We start from the raw sequence: 20,963 nt of genomic DNA on the forward strand, positions 1-20,963 counted from the left end.
GACACGAACGGCGGAACGGTGAAGGCCGAAGGCGCCGGAGGGGTGAAGGCCCAAGGCCTTGCATTGGGGTCAGGGTGCCCCGTGCGGGACGGCGGAAACCGTCCCGCACGGGGCGGGCCCGGCATCAGGCCGGCGGCGCGTCCTTGCGCAGCCGGAACCAGTAGAAGCCGTGTCCCGCAAGGGTCAGCAGGTAGGGCCACTGGCCGATGGCCGGGAAGCGTACCCCGCCGATCAATTCCACCGGATGACGTCCGTTGAACGATCGCAGGTCCAGTTCCGTCGGCTGCGCGAACCGCGAGAAGTTGTGCACGCACAGGACGAGATCGTCCCCGTACTCGCGGGTGAACGCCAGAACCGCCGGGTTGGACGAGGGCAGTTCGGTGTACTCGCCGAGACCGAAGGCCGGGTTCTGCTTGCGGATCTCGATCATCCGGCGGGTCCAGTGCAGCAGCGAGGAGGGCGAGGCCATCGACGCCTCGACGTTGGTGACCTGGTAGCCGTAGACCGGGTCCATGATCGTGGGGAGGTAGAGCCGCCCCGGATCGCTGGAGGAGAACCCGGCGTTGCGGTCGGGCGTCCACTGCATCGGGGTGCGCACCGCGTCCCGGTCGCCCAGCCAGATGTTGTCGCCCATCCCGATCTCGTCCCCGTAGTAGAGGATCGGGGAGCCGGGCAGCGACAGCAGCAGGGCGGTGAACAGCTCGATCTGGTTGCGGTCGTTGTCCAGCAGGGGGGCCAGGCGCCGCCGGATGCCGATGTTGGCGCGCATCCGCGGGTCCTTGGCGTACTCCGCGTACATGTAGTCGCGCTCTTCGTCCGTGACCATTTCGAGGGTCAGCTCGTCGTGGTTGCGCAGGAAGATGCCCCACTGGCAGTTCTTCGGGATCGCCGGGGTCTTGGCCAGGATCTCGGAGACCGGGTAGCGGCTCTCGCGGCGCACCGCCATGAAGATCCGAGGCATCACGGGGAAGTGGAACGCCATGTGGCACTCGTCCCCGCCCTGCTCGTAGTCGCCGAAGTAGTCGACGACGTCCTCCGGCCACTGGTTGGCCTCGGCGAGCAGCACGGTGTCCGGGTAGTTGGCGTCGATCTCCTTGCGGACCCGCTTGAGGAAGTGGTGGGTCTCGGGGAGGTTCTCGCAGTTGGTGCCCTCGCGCTGGTAGAGGTAGGGCACGGCGTCGACCCGGAAGCCGTCGATGCCCAGGTCCAGCCAGAAGCGCAGGGCCGCCAGGATCTCCTCCTGCACCGCCGGGTTCTCGTAGTTGAGGTCCGGCTGGTGCGAGAAGAAGCGGTGCCAGTAGTACTGCTTGCGCACCGGGTCGAAGGTCCAGTTGGACGTCTCGGTGTCGACGAAGATGATCCGGGCGTCCTGGAACTGCTTGTCGTCGTCCGCCCAGACGTAGTAGTCGCCGTACGGCCCGTCGGGGTCGGTGCGGGACTGCTGGAACCACTCGTGCTGATCGCTCGTGTGGTTCATGACGAAGTCGATGATGACGCGCATGCCCCGCTGGTGCGAGGCGTCCACGAACTCCACGAAGTCGGCGAGATCGCCGAACTCCGGCAGGACGGCGGTGTAGTCGGAGACGTCGTAGCCCCCGTCGCGCAGCGGCGACTTGAAGAACGGCGGCAGCCAGAGGCAGTCGACGCCGAGCCACTGGAGATAGTCCAGCTTGGCGGTGATGCCCTTGAGGTCGCCGATTCCGTCGCCGTTGGAGTCCTGGAAGGACCGGACGAGCACCTCGTAGAAGACGGCGCGCTTGAACCAGTCGGGATCGCGGTCCTTGGCGGGAGTGTCCTCGAACGTGTCGTGGACAGGCTCATTGACGATCATGGTGTGGGTGACCCTCCGGTCGGCGGGGACGGTCGCAGGACGGCGATGTGCGCGGGCGTGACGCCCGGCTCCAGACGCACATAGAAGGCCCTGCCCCAGTGGTAGGTATCGCCGGTGAGCTCGTCGCGCACCGGTACGCGCTCGTGCCATGGGAGGCCGAGCCGCTCCATGTCCAACGAGACCGTGGCCTCCTGGGTGTGGTGCGGGTCGAGGTTCACGACCACCAGAACGGTGTTCGTTCCGGAGCGCTTGCTGTAGGCGATCAGCGCTTCGTTGTCGGTGTGGTGGAAGTGGACGTCGCGCAGCTGCCGCAGAGCGGGGTTACGCCGGCGGATCCGGTTCAGCGAGGTGATCAGGGGCGTCAGCGTGCGACCCTCGCGTTCCGCCGACTCCCAGTCCCTCGGGCGCAGTTCGTACTTCTCCGAGTGCAGGTACTCCTCGCTCCCCGGCTTGGCCGGAGTGTTCTCGCACAGCTCGAATCCCGCGTACACGCCCCAGGAAGGGGCCAGCGTCGCGGCCAGGACCGCCCGTGCCTCGAAGGCCGGGCGGCCGCCTTCCTGGAGGTAGCCGGGAAGGATGTCGGGGGTGTTCACGAAGAAGTTGGGCCGCATGTGGGAAGCGGCCTCGCCGGCCAGCTCCGTGACGTACTCGGTCAGCTCCTGCTTGGTGTCGCGCCAGGTGAAGTACGTGTACGACTGCTGGAAGCCGACCGCGCCGAGCGTGTGCATCATCGCCGGGCGGGTGAACGCCTCCGCCAGGAAGATGACGTCGGGGTCGGCGCCGTTGATCTCCTCGATGACCTTCTCCCAGAACACCACCGGCTTGGTGTGCGGGTTGTCGACCCGGAAGATCCGCACCCCGCGGTCCATCCAGAAGCGCAGAATGCGTACGGTCTCCGCCACCAGACCGCGCATGTCCTTGTCGAAGGCGATCGGATAGATGTCCTGGTACTTCTTCGGCGGGTTCTCGGCGTACGCGATCGAACCGTCGGGGCGGTGGTGGAACCAGTCCGGGTGCTCCTTGACCCACGGGTGGTCCGGCGAGCACTGGAGCGCGAAGTCCAGCGCGATCTCCATCCGCAGATTGCGGGCCACCGACACGAAGTGGTCGAAGTCCTCCAGCGTCCCCAGCTCCGGGTGGACCGCGTCGTGCCCGCCGGCCGGCGAACCGATCGCCCACGGCACGCCCGGATCGTGCTCCCCGGGCGTCAGACTGTTGTTCGGGCCCTTGCGGTGCGTCGTCCCGATCGGGTGGATCGGCGGCAGGTAGACCACGTCGAACCCCATGGCGGCGACCGCAGGCAGCCGCTCGGCGGCCGTCCGGAAGGTGCCGCTGACCAGCCGCGTCCCGGCGTCCGGCGAGGTGTCCGCCGGGTCCACCGGCACCCGCTTCGCGCCCTCCGAGCGCGGGAACAGCTCGTACCACGACCCGAACAGCGCCCGCTCGCGCTCCACCCGCACCGCCAGCGGCTTGGAGCGGGTGACCAGTTCGCGCAGCGGATACCGGGCCAGGACCGCGTCGGCGGCCGGGGTCAGGGCGGCGGCCAGCCGGGCGGCCGGCGGGTGGGCCGTGTCGCGCAGCGCGTCCACCGCGGCCAGCACCGCCTCCCGGCCGTGCTTCTTCGGGACGCCCGCCGCGGCCCGCTCCAGCAGCGCCGCGCCCTCCGCCAGCACCAGGTCCGTGTCGATGCCCGCCGGGATCTTGATCGCGGCGTGGTGCCGCCAGGTGGTGACCGGATCGCTCCAGGCCTCCACCGTGTACGTCCAGCGGCCCTCGGAGGTCGGAGTGACTTCGGCCCCCCACCGGTCCGTTCCCTGCGCCAGCTCGCGCATCGGGGTCCACGGCCCGACCCGTCCGCTCGGATCGCGCAGCACGACATTGGCGGCCACCGCGTCATGGCCTTCGCGGAAGACGGTGGCGCTGACCTGGAAGGTCTCACCGGTGACGGCCTTCGCCGCCCGTCTGCCGCAGTCGACGAGAGGACGGACGTCCAGGACGGGAATACGACCGATCATGGAATCACCTGAGGGCTGGAGGAGCTCGGCGTGCACGGGGGACGGCACGGGCGCGGAGGACCGACCGCGTGTGCCGCGAAGACGGGGATCTGTCCTTTGTAGCTGCTCAGCTGTCTGCTGACGGGCTGTGGGCATGGCCGCTCCTGTCCGCATTCACTCGAATGGCACTCGAATGGGTGGGTCGCGGGGGTTTCGCGCATGTTGCTGGATGCACGGAGAAGGGTCTGCGGGCCGGGTCGTGCCGCGTACCGGGGAAGCCTTCCCCGCGACCGCGGGTGGGAAATCCGGCACTGTGTTAACTACTCGGTCGTAGTCGACCGCCCGGGCCCCGCCGCACGCGGCGCGCACGCCCCCGCCGGGAATGGCGGGACAGTCCTCGGGGGAGCCCGAAGCGCCTCCACGGGTTCCGGATACCCGCTCTGCGGCGCCACACGGCAGCCTCCCCTGTGACAGGGAGGTCCACAAGGCTGCGTACGGGGTGAAATCGGCCAAACCCCCAGGTGAGCGGAGTGACGGGGGATCACGGACGGGGTGGGTGGGTCGTCTGGGGGGAGTGCGCGGCGGCCGGCCCCCGGCTCCGATGAGCCGTCCGCGCGCCGTGGCAGGACGCCACGGACGGCCGCTACCTTCAGGGGTGACGGAAGGGACGCACACCGTGGTGCGTCCGCCCGGATGCGCAAGTCCCCTGTAAAGGTGGAGTACGTGAAGGCCATTCGTCGATTCACCGTGCGTCCTGTCCTCCCCGAACCCCTCCGACCGCTCCACGACCTCGCGCACAACCTGCGCTGGTCGTGGCATACCGAGACCCGTGAGCTCTTCCGGTCCGCCGACCCCGAGGGCTGGCGGCCCGCGGACGCCGATCCCGTACGCCTGCTCGGCTCGCTGTCCGCCGGGCGGCTCACCGAACTGGCCGGGGACGAGGAGTATCTCGGCCGCCTCGCCGAGGCCTCCGCAGATCTGGCCGGATATCTGAACGGCCCCCGCTGGTACCAGGAGCAGTTGGCCGCCGAAGCGGAACTGCCCTCCACCGTCGCCTACTTCTCACCCGAATTCGGTGTCACCGCGGCGCTGCCCCAGTACAGCGGCGGCCTCGGCATCCTGGCCGGCGACCACCTCAAGGCCGCCAGCGACCTCGGCGTCCCGCTCATCGGTGTCGGCCTGCTCTACCGGCACGGCTACTTCCGCCAGACCCTCTCCCGCGAGGGCTGGCAGCAGGAGCACTATCCGGTCCTCGACCCCAACGAACTCCCGCTCGACCTGGTCCGCGAGGACGACGGCGCCCCCGCCCGGGTGGTGCTCGCCCTGCCCGGCGGACGCTCGCTGCACGCCTGTATCTGGCTCGCCCGGGTCGGCCGGGTGCCGCTGCTCCTGCTCGACTCCGACGTCGAGGAGAACGCCCCGGGCGAACGCGACGTCACCGACCGGCTGTACGGCGGCGGCAGCGACCACCGTCTGCTCCAGGAGATGCTGCTCGGCATCGGCGGGGTGCGCGCGGTGCGCACCTGGTGCCGGCTGACCGGCACCCCGGAGCCGGAGGTGTTCCACACCAACGAGGGCCACGCCGGCTTCCTCGGCCTGGAGCGCATCCGCGAACTGATCCCCACCGGACTCGACTTCGACGCCGCCCTGGAAGTGGTCCGGGCCGGGACCGTCTTCACCACCCACACCCCGGTGCCCGCCGGGATAGACCGTTTCGACCGGGGGCTCGTCGCCCGCCACTTCGGCGACGACGGCGAGCTGCCCGGCGTCGGCGTCGAGAAGATCCTGCGGCTCGGCACCGAGACCTACCCCGGCGGTGAGCCGGAGCTGTTCAACATGGCGGTGATGGGCCTGCGGCTCGCCCAGCGCGCCAACGGCGTCTCCACCCTGCACGGCGCCGTCAGCCGGGAGATGTTCTCCGGGCTCTGGCCGGGCTTCGACCCCGCCGAGGTGCCGATCACCTCGGTCACCAACGGGGTCCACGCGCCGACGTGGGTCGCCCCCGAGGTGTTCCGGCTCGGCGCCGGCCAGGTCGGCGAGGACCGCGCCCATCAGGTGCTGACGGGCGGCCCGGTGGATGGCGAGGACACCTCGCGGAGCGGCGCCCCGCGCCGCTGGGACGCGGTGACCGGTATCGGCGACCAGGAGATCTGGGACCTGCGCCGTGACCTGCGCGGCCAGCTGGTCGCCGAGGTCCGCCGCAGGCTCTACGCCTCCTGGCGCCGGCGCGGCGCGGGCACCGCCGAACTGGGCTGGATCGACGGCGTGCTCGACCCGGACGTCCTGACGATCGGCTTCGCCCGGCGCGTCCCCTCGTACAAGCGGCTCACGCTGATGCTGCGCGACCGCGACCGGCTGCGGGCGCTGCTGCTGCACCCGACCCGCCCGGTCCAGATCGTCGTCGCGGGCAAGGCGCACCCCGCCGACGACGGCGGCAAGCGGCTGGTGCAGGAGCTCGTGCGGTTCGCGGACGACGCGGGGGTCCGCCACCGCATCGTCTTTCTCCCGGACTACGGGATGGGCATGGCCCAGAAGCTCTACCCGGGCTGCGACGTCTGGCTCAACAACCCGCTGCGCCCGCTGGAGGCGTGCGGCACGAGCGGGATGAAGGCGGCGCTGAACGGCTGCCTCAACCTGTCCGTGCGCGACGGCTGGTGGGACGAGTGGTTCGACCCGGACTTCGGCTGGGAGATCCCCACCGCCGACGGCTCGGCGACCGACGAGGACCGCCGCGACGAGCTGGAGGCGAACGCCCTGTACGCCCTGATCGAGGACCGCGTCGCCCCGCGCTTCTACGACCGGGGGGCCGGGGGACTGCCCGACCGCTGGATCGAGATGGTCCGCTCCACGCTGGTCAACCTGGGGCCGAGGGTGCTCGCCGGGCGGATGGTGCGCGAGTACGTGGAGCGTCTGTACGCCCCCGCCGCGCAGTCGCGGCGGGCCCTGGATCCCGGGGCCGCGCGGGACCTCGCCCAGTGGAAGGCGAAGGTCCGGGCGGCCTGGCGCGGGGTCTCCGTCGACCATGTGGAGTCGGTGACCGACACGGCGGCGGGCGGTTCGGCGGAGCTCGGCGCCAGCCTGGCGCTGCGGGTGCGGATCGCGCTCGGCGGGCTGGAACCGGACGACGTGGAGGTCCAGGTGGTCGCGGGCCGGGTCGACTCGGGCGACGCCATCGCGGACGCCCAGACCTTCCCGCTGAAGCCGGCGGGCGGCCAGGACCTGGAGGACCGCTGGCTGTACGAGGGGCCGCTCGCGCTGGACCGGACGGGACCGTACGGCTACACCGTGCGCGTCCTGCCCGCCCACCCGCTGCTGGCCACCAGCGCCGAACTGGGCCTGGTCGCGCTGCCGGCCGAGGCGGCGGCGGAGGGTGCGGGCGTGCTGCTGCGCTGAGCGCTCGCCCCGGCGGATCCGAGGGGCCCGGCGCGCGTGCGGTGCCGGGTCTCCGCGCGCGCGTCCCTCCCGTCCTCACCACGGCGAACGGCCCGGGAGGGGCGAACCCCTCCCGGGCCGTTCCGTCGGTGCTCCCCGCGGGCCGGTGGGCCCGGTGGGGTCAGAAGGTGAGCTTGAAGCTGTTGATCCGCCCGGTGTCCTGGCGGGCGACGTCCTGGACCTTCAGCTTCCAGACCCCGTTGGCCACCTCGGACGAGGCGTTGACCGTGTAGGTCGCCACCACGTTGTCCGCGGAGTCGCCGGAGGAGCGGTTCTTCAGCCGGTAGGCGGTGCCGTCCGGGGCCACCAGGTCGATGACGAGGTCACCGCGCCAGGTGTGCGTGATGTTCACGTCGGCCTTGAGGGTGCTCGGCGCGTTGCCGGTCACACCGGAGACGGTGACCGCGCTGGTGACGGCGGCGCCGGCGTCCGGGATGGCCACCGGGGTGGTGTTCTCGAACACCTTGCCGCCCGGGTCGGGGTCGCCGCCGCCGGGGCGGGCGCCCACGTTGATGCCGGCCCAGGCGTGGGCCACGGCCGCGTACTCGGGGCTGGTGGTCCCGTACAGCTCACCGGCGACCGCGAGCGTGCCGGTGCGGGCAGCAGCGTAGTTGGTCGTGGAGGTGAACTTGGTGGTGAGCGCCTTGAACCAGATCTGGGCGGCCTTGTCCCGGCCGATGCCGGTCACCGGGAGCCCGTCGGAGGTCGGCGAGTCGTAGTCGACGCCGTTGACGGTCTTGGCGCCGCTGCCCTCGGAGAGCAGGTAGAACCAGTGGTTCGCCGGGCCCGAGGAGTAGTGGACGTCGACGTTGCCGATGCCCGAGTACCAGTAGTCCTTGGACGCGCCGTCCTTGGAGGGCTTGTCCATGTAGCGCAGCGGGGTGCCGTCGCCGTTGATGTCGATCTTCTCGCCGACCATGTAGTCGCCCGGGTCCTGGGCCGTGTCGGAGTAGAACTCCACGCCCGCGGCGAAGATGTCGGAGGTGGCCTCGTTGAGACCACCGGACTCTCCGCTGTAGTTCAGCCCGGCCGTGACCGAGGTCAGACCGTGCGTCATCTCGTGGGCGGCCACGTCCAGGGAGGTCAGCGGCTTGACGTTGCCGCTGCCGTCGCCGTACGTCATGCAGAAGCAGCTGTCCTGCCAGAACGCGTTGACGTAGTTGTTGCCGTAGTGGACGCGGGAGTACGCGCCGACGCCGTCACCGCGGATGCCGGAGCGGCCGTGCACGTTCTTGTAGTAGTCCCACGTCTCGGCCGCGCCGTAGTGGGCGTCCGCGCCGGCCGTCTCGGCGTTCTGCGGAGTGCCGTCGCCCCAGACGTCGTCCGGGCCCGAGAACAGCGTGCCGGTGCCGGAGCTGCCCCGGTTCAGGTTGTACGTCTTGTGGTTGCCGCGCGTGGTGTCGGTCAGGGTGTACGAGGGCGCGGTGCCCAGGGTGACCTGGCCGTTGTACTGCGTGTTGCCCGTGCCGTTGTGGACGGCCTGCCACTCGTAGAGCTTCTCGCCGGAGGCGGCGTCGGTGACGACGTGCAGCTCGTTCGGGGTGCCGTCGTGCTGGAGTCCGCCGACCACGGTCTCGTACGCGAGCTGCGGGGAGCCGCTGCCCAGCCACACCACCTTGCGCGGGGCCTCGCTCGCCTTCTTCGCCTTCGAGCCCTCGGCCCTCGCCGCGCCGAGCGCCTGCTTCTCGGCCGCTGCCGGAGCCACGTCGGCGGTGAGGCCGACGGCCTTCAGCTGCGCGCTGGTCGCCTTCGACGCCTTGCTGACGCCCTCGGTCGCTCCGGCCGGGGACGCCTTGACCACGAGGTCGCCGCCGAGGACGGGGAGGCCGCCCAGGGTGCGCTCGTAGCGGGTGTGCGTCGTGCCGTCGCGGTCCTGGACGACGTCGCGGACCACGAGCTTCTCCGTGGACCCGAGGCCGAGCTCCTTGGCGGTGGCCGCCCTGGTGGCGTTCGCCTCGCTGAGCAGCTCGGCGCGCTGGGCGGGGGAGAGCTTGACGGGCAGGGCGCCCGGGTCGGCCTTCGTGCCGGCGGTGATGCCGCCGAGCGGGGCCGAGGCGGGAGCGGAGGTGGCGGTCGCGGCGCCGGACGGAACGGCGACGGCTATGAGGGCCGCGGCGGCTATCAGAGCGCCGGTCGCGGTGGCGCGACGGCTGGGCGTGGATCTCACGCGGACTCCTTCTGCGAGGGGGGTACCGGCGGCGCTGGACGGGCCGTCCGGACGGTGCAGGCGGTGCGCGGAACGGGGTGAAGAGTGTCAGCAGATGACCGCACCTGTCAGGACCGTGTCAACAAGTTGGCCGGATTTCGTTCGTTGCCGGAAAGGTCATGTTCGTTAAGCGGACGTTTCGCCGATCATTGCCGCAGTGTTACCGGGAGTTGTGGAGCCCGGCATTCACAGGGTGGCCACAGGTTTCGCGCGCGACGCGCACGGTGGCGTCGCCGGCGGGAAGGGCGGCGATGACCGCCTGATGAGACGGCGTCGGGTTCTGGCCAGATTCAAGCGCCGGAACGTGCCGATCCGTCAGGGCGGGGTGCGGGTGGCCGATGCGCTCAGGCGGTGGCTCCCGGCGGGTACACCGCGTCCAGGAGGTCGCGTACGAAGCGGTCCACGTCGTCCAGCCCCGACGCCGCGAGCGTGGCCGGGCCGTTCGTCAGCAGGTGCGGGATCGCCGCGTGCAGCGCGAGGGTGACGACGGCGGCCCGCTGCGGGGTGACGGGCAGTCCGGCGGAGCGCTGGGCCAGTTCCATGCCCACGAAATCCCCGCTCGCCATCGGGTCGAGGATGGCGGACAGCCAGGGGCGCCGGGTCGCCTCGGCCTGGAGCTCCAGCACCGCCAGCAGCCGGGAGCGGCCCGGCCCCGCGACGTTCTCCAGGAGTGAGCGGAAGAGGGCTGTCAGGCCCTCGCGGTCCGCCGGCCCCGGAGCTGCCGCCAACTGCCCGGTGAGCGCGAGGTACTGCTCCAGGCACCGCTCGGCCGCCGCGCGGAGCACCGCGTCCCGGGTCGGGAAGTAGTTCTTGGCGGTCCCCGGCGGCACCTCGGCGGCCCGGTCCACGGCCCGGTGGGTCAGCCCGCGCCCGCCCTCCCGGGCCAGCACCTCGACGGCCGCGTCCCGCAGCCGGTCCCGGCGGTCCGGATTCACGCGCGCCCCCTCGTTCCCGTACGGCTGCCGCGTCCTCGGCCTGCCCTTGTCGATGCTACCCCAGCCGTGGTACCACAGGTGTGGTGATTCTCTGCCTGGTCCTCCTCCGTGCGGTTCCTCCTCCGTACGGTTCCTCCTCCGTGCGGTTCCTTCTCCGTACGGTCCGAACGAGCTCGGGGGCGCGACATGACAGGAACGGCGACCGTGGTCGGCGCGGGCATCGGCGGTCTGGCGACCGCGATCGGACTCCGCCGCGCGGGCTGGACGGTCACCGTGCTGGAACGGCGCACCGAACTGGAGCGGTACGGCGGGGCCTTCGGCACCCACCCCACCGCACAGTCCGCGCTCGACCGGCTCGGCGTCGGTGACGCGCTGCGCGACCACGCCGTGCCCTACCGCGACGCGCACCTCCGCACCCCGGACGGGACATCGATCGGCCGCCTCCCGCTGGAGCGGATCGAACGCAAGGCGGGGCGCCCCGAACTCCTCATCTCCCGGCCCTACTTGGTCGACGCCATGCTCACCGCCCTCGAAGCCTTCGGCGACGTCCCGCTCAAGCTCGGCGAGCGGGTCACCGGCCTCGACGCGCCGGCCGCCGGACAGGACCTGGTGGTCGGCGCCGACGGCATCCGCAGCGCCGTTCGCACCGCCCGCTTCGGCGACCGCAGCGGCCCCCGCCGGATCGGCACCGTCGCCTGGATCGGCGTCGCCGACTTCGAGAGCCCGGTGCACGGCGAGACGTGGGGCAGCGGGCGCTTCTTCGGGATGACCCCGGTCGAACCGGGCCGCACCAACTGGTACGCCACCGTGCCCGAGGCCACCACCGCCGAGGAACTGCGCGCCTCCTTCGCCGGCTGGCACGACCCGGTCCCGCGCATCCTGGACGCCACCGACCCGGCCACCTGGATCCGCTACGAGATGCTCCACCTCTACCCGGCGCTGCCCACTTTCGTCTCCACCGGCACCCGGCCCGCCTCCTCTGCCTTCTCCGGCACCCGGCCCGCCTCCTCTGCCTTCTCCGGCACCCGGCCCGCGTCCCGTGCCTCCTTCGACGCCGGGCCCGCTTCGGGTGTGTCCTCCGACGCCCGGTCCGTTCCCGTCGCCCTGGTCGGCGACGCGGCCCACGCCATGACGCCCAACCTCGGCCAGGGCGCCTGCACCGCGATCCTGGACGCGGAGGCCCTGAGCCGTGCGCTGGCCGCAGCGCCCCCGGGCCCCGCGGGCATCGAGGGCGCCCTGCGCGCCTACGACCGCGAGCGCCGCCGCAGCGCCCAGCGGACCGCCTTCGGCTCGCGGACCCTGCACCGCTTCATGAGCACGGAGCGCACCCGGCTGCGGGACGCGGCGGTGCGGCTGCTGCCGGGCTGAATTCCACGGGCTGCGCATCCGTTCGCCGGGGGCGGTCGCGCCCCTACGATCGGCGGACCGGGACCGGCGCGGTCCCGCAGGGTGCGTGATCGGACGTCGACGATCGGCTTCCGGACAGGACAGGGCCCCCGGGGCGACAGGCCCCTCCCGCACGGCTACAACAGAGCTTCCACACCAGGAAGGCTTCGGCGTGCAGCTCGGGACGATCGGTATCTGGAGTCTGGCGTTCACCCATGGGGACCGCGTCGAGGCGCGGGACGCCGCGACCGAGCTGGAGGAGCTCGGGTACGGCGCCATCTGGCTCGGCGGCAACCCGGGCGGCAACCCCCGCGGGGACCTGCGCACGGCCTCGGTGGTCCTGTCCGCGACGAGCCGGATCACCGTCGCGACCGGCTGCGTGTCCATCTGGGACAGGCCGCCAGGCCACCTCGCCGCCGCCTACAACGCTCTGCCGGAGCGACAGCGGAACCGGCTGCTGGTGGGCCTGGGCGTCAGCCATGCCGAAGTCTCCGGCCGCTACCGCGATCCGTACCACGCGCTGCGCTCCTACCTGGAGGCGCTGGACGCCGCGGCTCCTCCCCTGCCGTCGACCGCGCGCATCGTCGGCGCGCACGGGCCACAGATGACCCGGCTGGCAGCCGCCGGGTCCACAGGAGTGCACCCCTACCTCGTCAGCCCCGCCCATACCGCCTGGGCCAGGTCGATGCTGGGTGAAGGGCCCCTGCTGGCGCTGGAGCAGACCGTCATCCCGCACACCGACGCGGGGACCGCACGTGCCATGGCCAGGGGCATGCTCGCTCCCTACCTCGCACTGCGCAACTACCGGACGGCGTGGCTGCGCGGGGGATTCGCCGCCGAGGACCTGACCGACGGCGGCAGCGACCGGCTGATCGACGAGCTGTTCGCCTGGGGAAAACCGGACGAGATCGCCGCCCGGCTCACCGAGCACCACCGGGCCGGGGCCGATCACATCGCCGTCCAGGTGGTCACCGACCGCCTCGACGTCTTCGCCCGCCAGTCCTGGCGTGACCTCGCCCCGGAACTGCTGTCGCCATAGGCGCTGCGGTGCGGATACCGGACACCCGGGGCCGGCCTCGAAACGGGCCGGAAGGAGCCGCCGTTCCGAGGCCGGCCGCCGTTCGACAACGCGTGTGCGTCCTGCCCTCGTCCTGCATTTCTTACAATCCGCGTGCGCCGGCTGACCGGGGTGGGGAACACTGTGCTGATGAGCTCCGCAGCCTCCCGGGCAGTGCAGGAACGGGCCCTTCGACATGTCGCGGAACTGGCGTCGGGCCCTCCGATGGACCCGGCATTGCGGGTGACCCTCAACTTTCACCCGGACCGCCTGCTGCGCGGCAAGCCGATCCTGGACGCTATGGCCGAGGTCGGCGTCTACCACTCGCAGTTCGTCACGGGGACCAGCAACGGCGGCCTGACCGCACGTCCGGGCGGCGACCGGTGGCGCTGGGAGAGCCGGATCTTCGACGGGGCCTACGACGAAGCGACCGCTCATGAGCGGCCTGTCTACGGGGCGTTGAACTTCCGCCGCAAGCCGGTCGGCGGGGCGCCGCGGTTCGGCTCGGCGCACTTCCGGCTGACGGCCCGGACGCTGAGGCGGAGCACGTTCTGCTACCCGGACAGTTTCCTCGAACCGTCGGACTTCGGTGTCGCGGCCCGCATGGGGCTGATCGAGCTTGCCTCCGCCGATCGTCAGGACGAGCTTGACGACTACATCGAGGCACAGGTGCACGCGCCGGTCCACCTGCGAGGTGATGTGGAGGCGCTGGTGCTGGACCCCTGCTACCGGGGCACGACGGTCGAGGACGCGGCTCTGCGTCTTGGCTGCCCGGTGGAGTGGCACCCCGGCTTCCGACTCGGGGTTGAGGAACTCCGACGACACCCCGACTACCGCGGCCAGGAATACGTCGACTTGGGCACGCAGATCGCGGTCGAGGGCACTCTCGATCCTCGGATCATCGGAGACTCAGCACGCGCCGGCCTCCATGACCCCCAGGCGGTCAAGAAGGTATGGCACTACCTGGCGCGATTCGGGGCCCCGCGGAAGACCATGGCCAGATCGGTGGTTCCGGCACCGAGGGAAGGGGCTGGACTCGATGGTCTTCGTTGAGGGGCTGGTGCCAGAGGGACTGCGGGGTTCGGCGCTCCTCGGAAGGAGTGCCCTTCGGTAGGGAAGAGCACCCTCGGCTCAGGCCAGGCTGTCCTTCCACGTCCGGTGCAGCCCCGCGAACCGCCCTGTCCCGCCGATCAGTTCGGCGGGTGTGCCGTCCTCCACGATCCGGCCGTGCTCCATCACCAGCACCCGGTCCGCGATCTCCACCGTGGAGAGCCGGTGGGCGATCACCACCGCCGTGCGGCCGTGCAGGACCGTGTCCATGGCCCGCTGCACGGCCCGTTCGCCGGGGACGTCCAGGGAGCTGGTCGCCTCGTCCAGGATCAGCACCGCCGGGTTCGCCAGCAGGGCCCGGGCGAACGCCACCAACTGCCGCTGGCCCGCCGAGATGCGCCCGCCCCGCTTGCGTACGTCCGTGTCGTAGCCGTCCGGCAGGGCGGCGATGAAGTCGTGCGCGCCGATCGCCCTCGCGGCGTGCTCGATCTCCTCGCGGGTGGCGTCCGGGCGGCCGATCGCGATGTTCTCCGCGACCGTCCCGGAGAACAGGAACGCCTCCTGCGTCACCATCACCACGCCCCGGCGCAGCTCGGCGGTGTCCAGATCGCGCAGGTCGGTGCCGTCCAGCAGGACCCGGCCCTCGGTCGGGTCGTAGAAGCGCGCCAGCAGCTTGGCCAGCGTCGACTTGCCCGCGCCCGTCGACCCGACGACCGCCACCGTCCGGCCCGCCGGGAGGTGCAGGTCGAACGTCGGCAGCACCTCGCCGCCCGTACGGTAGGCGAACCGCACCCCCTCGAAGGTGACCTCCCGGCCGGGGAGCGCGCCCGGGCGGGGCGGCAGTTCCTTCGGCCGGTCGGTCTCCGGGACGTTCGGCGCCTGGGCCAGCAGACCGGCGATCTTCGCCAGCGAAGCGGCCGCCGACTCGTAGGAGTTGAGGAACATCCCCAGCCGGTCGATCGGGTCGTACAGCCGGCGCACATACAGCACAGCCGCCGCCAGCACCCCGAGCGCCAGCGTTCCGTCCGCGACCCGGTAGGCGCCCCACAGAACCATTCCGGCCACCGCCGTGTTCGCGATCAGCCGCGAACCGATGACGTAGCGCGCCATCTCCAGCATCGCGTCGCCGTTCGCCCGCTCGTGGCGGGTGTTCAGCGCCGTGAACACGGTGTCGTTGCTCCGCTCGCGGCGGAACGCCTGGACCGGACGGATGCCGTTCATCGTCTCCGCGAACTTCACGATCACCGCGGCGATCGCCGTCGACCGCGCCGCGAACGCGACGGACGCCCGCCGCCGGTACAGGCGCACCATCAGATACAGCGGTACGAAGGAGAGTGTGGCGATCGCGCCGATCCCCAGGTCCAGCCAGAGCAGCACCAACGCGATCGACACGAACGACAGGACCACGCCGATCAGTTCCTGGAGCCCCTCGCTCAGCAGCTCCCGCAGCGACTCCACATCCGTCGTGGAGCGCGAGATCAGCCGGCCCGAGGTGTAGCGCTCGTGGAAGTCGACGCTGAGCGCCTGCGCGTGCCGGAAGATCCGGCCGCGCAGATCGAGCAGCACGTCCTGGTTGATCCGCGCGGCGGCCCGGATGAAGGCGTACTGGAGGACGCCCGCGCCGGTGGAACAGACCGCGTAGGCGATCGCGACCGCGATCAGCGGCCCGTAGTCGTGGTCCCGGAACGCCGGAACCCCGCTGTCGATGGCGTACGCGACCAGCAGCGGGCCCGCCTGCATCGCTACCTGCTGGACGAGCAGGAGCAGGGCCGACACCGCGACCCGGCCCCGCATCGGGGTCAGCAGCGAGAACAGCAGCGCCCTGGTCGCCCCGGGCGGCGCGGGCAGGTCGTCCCGGTCGAACGGGTCGTCCGCGCGCCCGGGGCCGGGCGCGACCCGGCTCCTCGGCGTGCCGTCGTCGTCGGCGGCGGCCGGGAGCGAGGCGTCGTCGGTGGTCGTGGTCATCGGGCACTGCCCTCCTCGGCGGGGACCTGCTGTACGGGGGCGCTCACGGCGGGGCGCGATGCGGCGGACGGGTCTCCCGCACTGGCAGGAGGCGGCCCGGAAGCGGGCTCGCCGCCCGCGCCCGACATCAGCCAGGCGTACTCCGCGTTGTCGCGCAACAGCTCCTGGTGCGTGCCGATCGCGGCGATCCGGCCCCCGGACAGCAGCGCCACCCGGTCGGCCAGCATCACGGTGGAGGGCCGGTGCGCCACGACCACCGCGGTCGTCCGCTCCAGGACCTGCCGCAGCGCCGCCTCCACCAGCGTCTCCGTGTGCACGTCCAGCGCGGAGAGCGGGTCGTCCAGCACCAGGAAGCGCGGCTCCCCGACCACCGCGCGGGCCAGCGCGAGGCGTTGACGCTGGCCGCCGGAGAGGCTCAGACCCTGCTCGCCGACCTCGGTGTCCAGCCCCTGGGGCAGCTCGTGCACGAAGTCGGCCTGGGCGACCGACAGCGCCCGGCGCACCTGCTTCTCGTCCGCCTCGGCCGCGCCCATCGTCACGTTCTCGCCGACCGTCGCGGAGAACAGCGTCGGCTCCTCGAACGCCACCGAGACCAGCTCCCGCAGCCGGGAGCGCTCCATCGTGGCGATGTCCTCGCCGTCCAGCGTGATCCGCCCGCCGGTCACCTCGTGCAGCCGGGGCACCAGAGCCGTCAGCGTCGTCTTGCCCGACCCCGTACCTCCGACCAGCGCCAGCGTCTCACCGGGCCGGATGTGCAGATCGATCCCGGCCAGGACCGGCGGCGAGCCCGGATCCGCGTCCGGGTAGCGGAACTCGACGCCCTCGAACACCATCCCCGGGGCGGTGGGCGGCGCGCTCTCCCGCACGGCGACGGCCCCCGGCTCCTCCGCCACGTCCATCACCTCGAAATACCGGTCGGTCGCGGTCGCCGACTCCTGGCTCATCGCCAGCAGGAAGCCGATCGACTCCACCGGCCAGCGCAGGGCGAGCGCCGTGGACAGGAACGCCACCAGCGTGCCCGCGGACAGCGTCCCGTCCGCCACCTGGATCGTGCCGAGCACCAGCGCCGCGCCGATCGCCAGCTCCGGGATGGCGGTGATCAGCGCCCAGATCCCGGCGAGGAGCCGGGCCTTGCCCAGCTCCGTGGTGCGCAGCCGGTGCGAGAGCGCCCGGAAGGCCTGCGCCTGGCTGCGGTGCCGGCCGAAGCCCTTGACGATCCGGATGCCCAGCACGCTCTCCTCGACGACCGTGGTGAGATCGCCGACCTGGTCCTGGGCCCGGCGCGCGACCACCGAGTACTTCGTCTCGAACAGCGAGCACAGGATCACCAGCGGCACCGCGGGCGCCAGCAGCACCAGACCGAGCGTCCAGTCCTGGGCGAACAGGATGACGAACCCGACCAGGATCGTGGCCGTGTTGACGACCAGGAACGTCAGCGGGAACGCCAGGAACATCCGGAGCAGCATCAGGTCCGTCGTCCCGCGCGACAGCAGCTGACCCGAGGCCCAGCGGTCGTGGAACGCGACCGGAAGCCGTTGCAGATGGCGGAACAGATCCGCCCGCATCGACGCCTCGACCCCGGCCAGTGGACGCGCCACCAGCCACCGCCGGAGCCCGAACAGCAGCGCCTCCGCGATACCCAGCAGCAGCAGGTACAGCGCCCCCAGCCACACCCCGCCCGGATCGCGTTCGGCGACGGGACCGTCCACCATCCACTTCAGCACCAGCGGGATCACCAGCCCCAGGCAGGACGCCAGGATCGCCACGAAGGCGGCCGTGAACAGGCGCACCCGCACGGGTCGGACATAGGGCCACAGGCGCAGGAGGGAGCGCACGGCGGACCGGTCCGTGCGCTCTGCAGGCTTTTCGGGCATCAGGGGCGACCTTACGTTTCACCACTGACATCGGTCCTGCCAATTTCCGCCGTGCCGGACTCGCCGGCGCCGACGGTCGTACCGCGGGGTCAACCGATCGGCTGATGCGCCGTCGAGCGTGACGGCGGATACCGCCCGCGCCCGCCCCCCGGAACCCTGGGGGCATGGCAATCATCGAAGTCAACGGGGTGCGCAAGACCTACGCCGGCCGGGCCGTGGTCGACGGCGTCTCCTTCTCCGTCGACGAGGGGGAGATCTTCGGCATCCTCGGCCCCAACGGGGCGGGCAAGACCACCACCGTCGAATGCGTGGAGGGCCTGCGCATCCCCGACGCGGGCACCATCAGGGTCGCCGGGTTCGACCCCGTCGCCGACCACGACCGGGTCACGCGGCTGCTCGGCGCCCAGCTCCAGGAGAGCGAGCTCCAGGCCAAACTGACCGTACGGGAGGCGCTGGAGCTGTACACCGCCTTCTACCCGGCCCCCGCCGACTGGCGGCCGCTCGCGGACCGGCTCGGTCTGGCGGACCGGCTCACCACCCGCTTCGCCAAGCTCTCCGGCGGGCAGAAGCAACGCCTGTTCATCGCCCTCGCCCTGATCGGCAACCCGAAGGTCGTCGTGCTCGACGAGCTGACCACCGGCCTCGACCCGCGCGCCCGCCGCGACACCTGGAAGCTCATCGAGGAGATCCGCGACGGCGGGGTGACCGTCCTGCTCGTCACCCACTTCATGGAGGAGGCCCAGCGCCTCTGCGACCGGATCGCCGTCATCGACCGGGGCCGGGTCGTCGCCCTGGACAGCCCGGCCGGGCTGATCCGGCAGGCCACCGGCTCCACCGTGCTCTCCTTCACGCCCTCCAGGCCGCTCACCGGCCCCGACCTCACCCGGCTCACCACGCTGCCCGGCGTCGCGTCGGTGACCCCGCCCGACCGCGAGGGGACGCTCACGCTGCACGGCACCGACGAGACGGTCACCCCGCTCGTCGCCCTGCTCGCCGACCTCGGCGTCACCGCCCTGCGGCTGCGCATCACCGAGACCAGCCTCGACGAAGCCTTCCTCGACCTCACCGGACAGGACGCCTGACATGCGAACCGAGACCACCACCGCACCCGCCCCCGCCCCGGGGCCCCGCACCACCCGGCGACACGGTCCCGCGGCCGCCGTCCTGATCGCCGAGACCCGGCTCTTCCTCCGCGAACCGGGCAATTTGTTCTGGATCTTCGTCTTCCCCTCCGTCCTCCTGGTGATCCTCGGCTTCGTCCCCGCCTTCAAGGAGGCGCGGGACGACCTCGGCGGACGCCGCGTCATCGACCTGTACGTCCCCATCTCGATCCTGCTCGCCATGATCACGGCGGCGGTCCAGGCGATGCCGCCCGTCCTCACCGCCTACCGCGAGCGCGGAATCCTGCGCCGGATGTCCGCCACCCCGGTGCGGCCCTCCGCCCTGCTCTCCGCCCAGATCCTGCTGCACGGCGCGGCCTGCCTCGCCTCCGCGCTCCTCGTCACCGCCGTCGGCCGGATCGCCTACGGGGTCGCGCTGCCCCAACAGCCCTTCGGCTACCTGCTGGCGCTGCTGCTCGCCGTCGGCGCCGCGCTGAGCCTGGGCTCCATGATCTGCGCCCTGTCCCGGACGACGAAGGCGGCCACCGCGTTCGGTACGGGCGCCTACCTCGTGATGATGTTCAGCGCCGGGGTGTGGCTGCCCGTCCAGACGATGCCCGACGCCCTCCGCCGCATCGTGGAGATCACCCCGTTGGGGGCCGCCTCCCAGGCGCTGGAGCAGGCCGCGTCCGGGAGCTGGCCCGGCTGGATCCACCTCCTGGTCCTCGCCCTGTGGACCGCGGCTCTGGGCATCACGGCCGCTCGACTCTTCCGGTGGCAGTGACGAAGACTGTCCGCATGACGCCGCCGACCCGCTCCCCGTACCCGTCGGGCGCTACGGGGCCCCGCACGATCGAGGAACGCTGGGAGCAGTTCTACCGGTACGGCCCCTACGCCGTCCTCACCCTGTCCGTCCTCGTCGGCTCCGTCGCGGCCGACCTGATCATGACCCGTACCGAGATGTACCTCGCCGGGGCCATCGTCGTGGCGGCGTACGGGCTCCAGGGCTGGTGGGGCACAGCCCGCCCGCGTACCGCTCCGGGCGCCCCGGCCGGGGTGGCCTACTACACCGTCCGGACCGTCCTGGCCTTCGTGCTGTCCTGGCTCAACCCGTTCTTCGCGATCTACGCGGCCCTCGGCTACTTCGACATCGAACCGCTGCTGCCCAAGCGGGCCGTGCGGATCGGGCTGCTCTGCACCGCCGTCACCCTGGCCGGTTCGCAGAGCGGGGGGCTGCCGCCCGCCTCGCTGATGAACTGGGTAGCCTTCGGCGCGCTGTACCTCATCAACTCCGCCCTCGCCCTCTTCTTCTGGTACGTCGGGATGCGCGAGGAGGAGAAGGCCCGCATCCAGGTCGAGACCATCGCCGAGCTGGAGCGCACCAACCTCCGGCTGGAGCAGGCCATGGCGGAGAACGCGGCCCTGCACGCCCAACTCCTCGTCCAGGCCCGCGAGGCCGGGGTCGACGACGAGCGGCGCCGGCTCGCCGCCGAGATCCACGACACCCTCGCCCAGGGACTCACCGGGATCATCGCCCAGCTCCAGGTCGTCACCTCCCTGACGGACCGCGACCCGGAGACCGCCCGCGTCCACCTGGCGCGGGCCGCCGCGCTCGCCCGCCACAGCCTCGGCGAGGCCCGCCGCTCCGTGCACAACCTCGCCCCCGTCGCCCTGGAGCACGACGAGTTGGCCGGAGCGCTGAAGAAGACCGTCGCCGACTGGGCCGAACAGCACCGCGTCCGAGCCGACTTCACCGTCACCGGCACCGTCGAACCGGTCCACGACGAGATCGCCGCCACCCTGCTGCGCATCGCGGGCGAGGCCCTCGCCAACGCCGGGCGGCACTCCGGGGCCTCCCGGGTCGGGGTGACGCTGTCCTTCATGGACGACGAACTGACCCTGGACGTACGGGACGACGGGCGCGGCTTTGACCTCGCCGCCGCCACCCCGGCCGACAGCGCCGGCGGCTTCGGCCTCGGCGGGATGCGGGCCCGCGCCGAGCGCATCGCGGGCGCGGTCGAGGTGGAGTCGGAACCGGGCGGCGGCACGGCGGTGTCGGCCAGGGTCCCCCTGGTCAGGCACCCCTGAACAGCACGGCGGTCGCCCCTGGTCAGGCACCCGTGCTCCCCCGTA

The 20,963-nt window shown here is 71.8% G+C and carries 13 protein-coding genes; 7 read left to right on the forward strand and 6 right to left on the reverse strand.

Going from position 1 to position 20,963, the window contains the following annotated elements:
* Positions 1-124: 124 nt before the first annotated feature.
* Together treS and ACH4KB_RS02465 are read right to left on the reverse strand one after the other, a co-directional pair.
* Complete coding sequence (gene treS / locus ACH4KB_RS02460; RefSeq protein WP_398062792.1) at positions 125-1,831, reverse strand: maltose alpha-D-glucosyltransferase; 1,707 nt, start codon at positions 1,829-1,831, stop codon at positions 125-127.
* On the reverse strand, positions 1,828-3,846 hold the full coding sequence (locus tag ACH4KB_RS02465) for an alpha-1,4-glucan--maltose-1-phosphate maltosyltransferase (RefSeq protein ID WP_398062794.1): 2,019 nt from the start codon (positions 3,844-3,846) through the stop codon (positions 1,828-1,830). Before ACH4KB_RS02465 ends, treS begins: the two co-directional genes overlap by 4 nt.
* 702 nt (positions 3,847-4,548) lie before the next feature.
* On the opposite strand from ACH4KB_RS02465, the gene glgP reads away from it, so the two are divergent.
* Positions 4,549-7,218 (forward strand): alpha-glucan family phosphorylase, encoded by a 2,670-nt coding sequence (gene glgP, locus ACH4KB_RS02470; protein ID WP_398062796.1) that lies wholly within the window; start codon positions 4,549-4,551, stop codon positions 7,216-7,218.
* 160 nt (positions 7,219-7,378) lie between these two features.
* Here the strand turns inward: glgP and ACH4KB_RS02475 are convergent, their stop codons facing one another.
* Both ACH4KB_RS02475 and ACH4KB_RS02480 read right to left on the reverse strand, forming a co-directional pair.
* A complete protein-coding gene (locus ACH4KB_RS02475) occupies positions 7,379-9,424 on the reverse strand; it encodes a M4 family metallopeptidase (RefSeq protein WP_398062798.1) in 2,046 nt (681 codons plus the stop codon).
* 383 nt (positions 9,425-9,807) lie between these two features.
* Entirely contained in the window at positions 9,808-10,398 is a 591-nt protein-coding gene (locus ACH4KB_RS02480) for a TetR/AcrR family transcriptional regulator (RefSeq protein WP_398062800.1), read from the reverse strand.
* Between the two features lie 186 nt (positions 10,399-10,584).
* Here ACH4KB_RS02480 and ACH4KB_RS02485 point away from each other — a divergent pair, with 186 nt between their 5' ends.
* From ACH4KB_RS02485 to ACH4KB_RS02495, 3 genes are all read left to right on the forward strand, one after another.
* The gene (locus tag ACH4KB_RS02485) at positions 10,585-11,766 is read left to right on the forward strand and encodes an FAD-dependent oxidoreductase (protein WP_398062802.1); all 1,182 of its coding nucleotides are present in this window, start codon (positions 10,585-10,587) and stop codon (positions 11,764-11,766) included.
* A gap of 190 nt (positions 11,767-11,956) precedes the next feature.
* On the forward strand, positions 11,957-12,823 hold the full coding sequence (locus tag ACH4KB_RS02490) for a TIGR03620 family F420-dependent LLM class oxidoreductase (RefSeq protein ID WP_398062804.1): 867 nt from the start codon (positions 11,957-11,959) through the stop codon (positions 12,821-12,823).
* Between the two features lie 168 nt (positions 12,824-12,991).
* The gene (locus tag ACH4KB_RS02495; protein WP_398062806.1) at positions 12,992-13,894 is read left to right on the forward strand and encodes a DUF3626 domain-containing protein; all 903 of its coding nucleotides are present in this window, start codon (positions 12,992-12,994) and stop codon (positions 13,892-13,894) included.
* Between the two features lie 78 nt (positions 13,895-13,972).
* On the opposite strand, the gene ACH4KB_RS02500 is transcribed toward ACH4KB_RS02495, so the two are convergent.
* On the reverse strand, positions 13,973-15,856 hold the full coding sequence (locus ACH4KB_RS02500; RefSeq protein ID WP_398062808.1) for an ABC transporter ATP-binding protein: 1,884 nt from the start codon (positions 15,854-15,856) through the stop codon (positions 13,973-13,975).
* Positions 15,853-17,730 (reverse strand): ABC transporter ATP-binding protein, encoded by a 1,878-nt coding sequence (locus ACH4KB_RS02505; protein WP_398062810.1) that lies wholly within the window; start codon positions 17,728-17,730, stop codon positions 15,853-15,855. Before ACH4KB_RS02505 ends, ACH4KB_RS02500 begins: the two co-directional genes overlap by 4 nt.
* 164 nt (positions 17,731-17,894) lie before the next feature.
* On the opposite strand from ACH4KB_RS02505, the gene ACH4KB_RS02510 reads away from it, so the two are divergent.
* From ACH4KB_RS02510 to ACH4KB_RS02520, 3 genes are read left to right on the forward strand one after another with little or no spacing between them, the layout of a single operon-like run.
* Positions 17,895-18,812, forward strand: coding sequence for an ABC transporter ATP-binding protein (locus ACH4KB_RS02510; RefSeq protein WP_398062812.1), 918 nt, complete (start codon positions 17,895-17,897; stop codon positions 18,810-18,812).
* 1 nt (position 18,813) lies between these two features.
* Positions 18,814-19,614 carry an ABC transporter permease gene (locus tag ACH4KB_RS02515; protein WP_398062814.1) on the forward strand — a complete coding sequence of 267 codons (801 nt, stop codon included), beginning with the start codon at positions 18,814-18,816 and terminating at the stop codon, positions 19,612-19,614.
* 14 nt (positions 19,615-19,628) lie between these two features.
* A complete protein-coding gene (locus ACH4KB_RS02520) occupies positions 19,629-20,918 on the forward strand; it encodes a sensor histidine kinase (protein ID WP_398062816.1) in 1,290 nt (429 codons plus the stop codon).
* Positions 20,919-20,963: the final 45 nt, after the last annotated feature.

Origin of the sequence: Streptomyces sp. NPDC017520 (assembly GCF_044329855.1) — a bacterium.
Classification (GTDB): Bacteria; Actinomycetota; Actinomycetes; order Streptomycetales; family Streptomycetaceae; genus Streptomyces.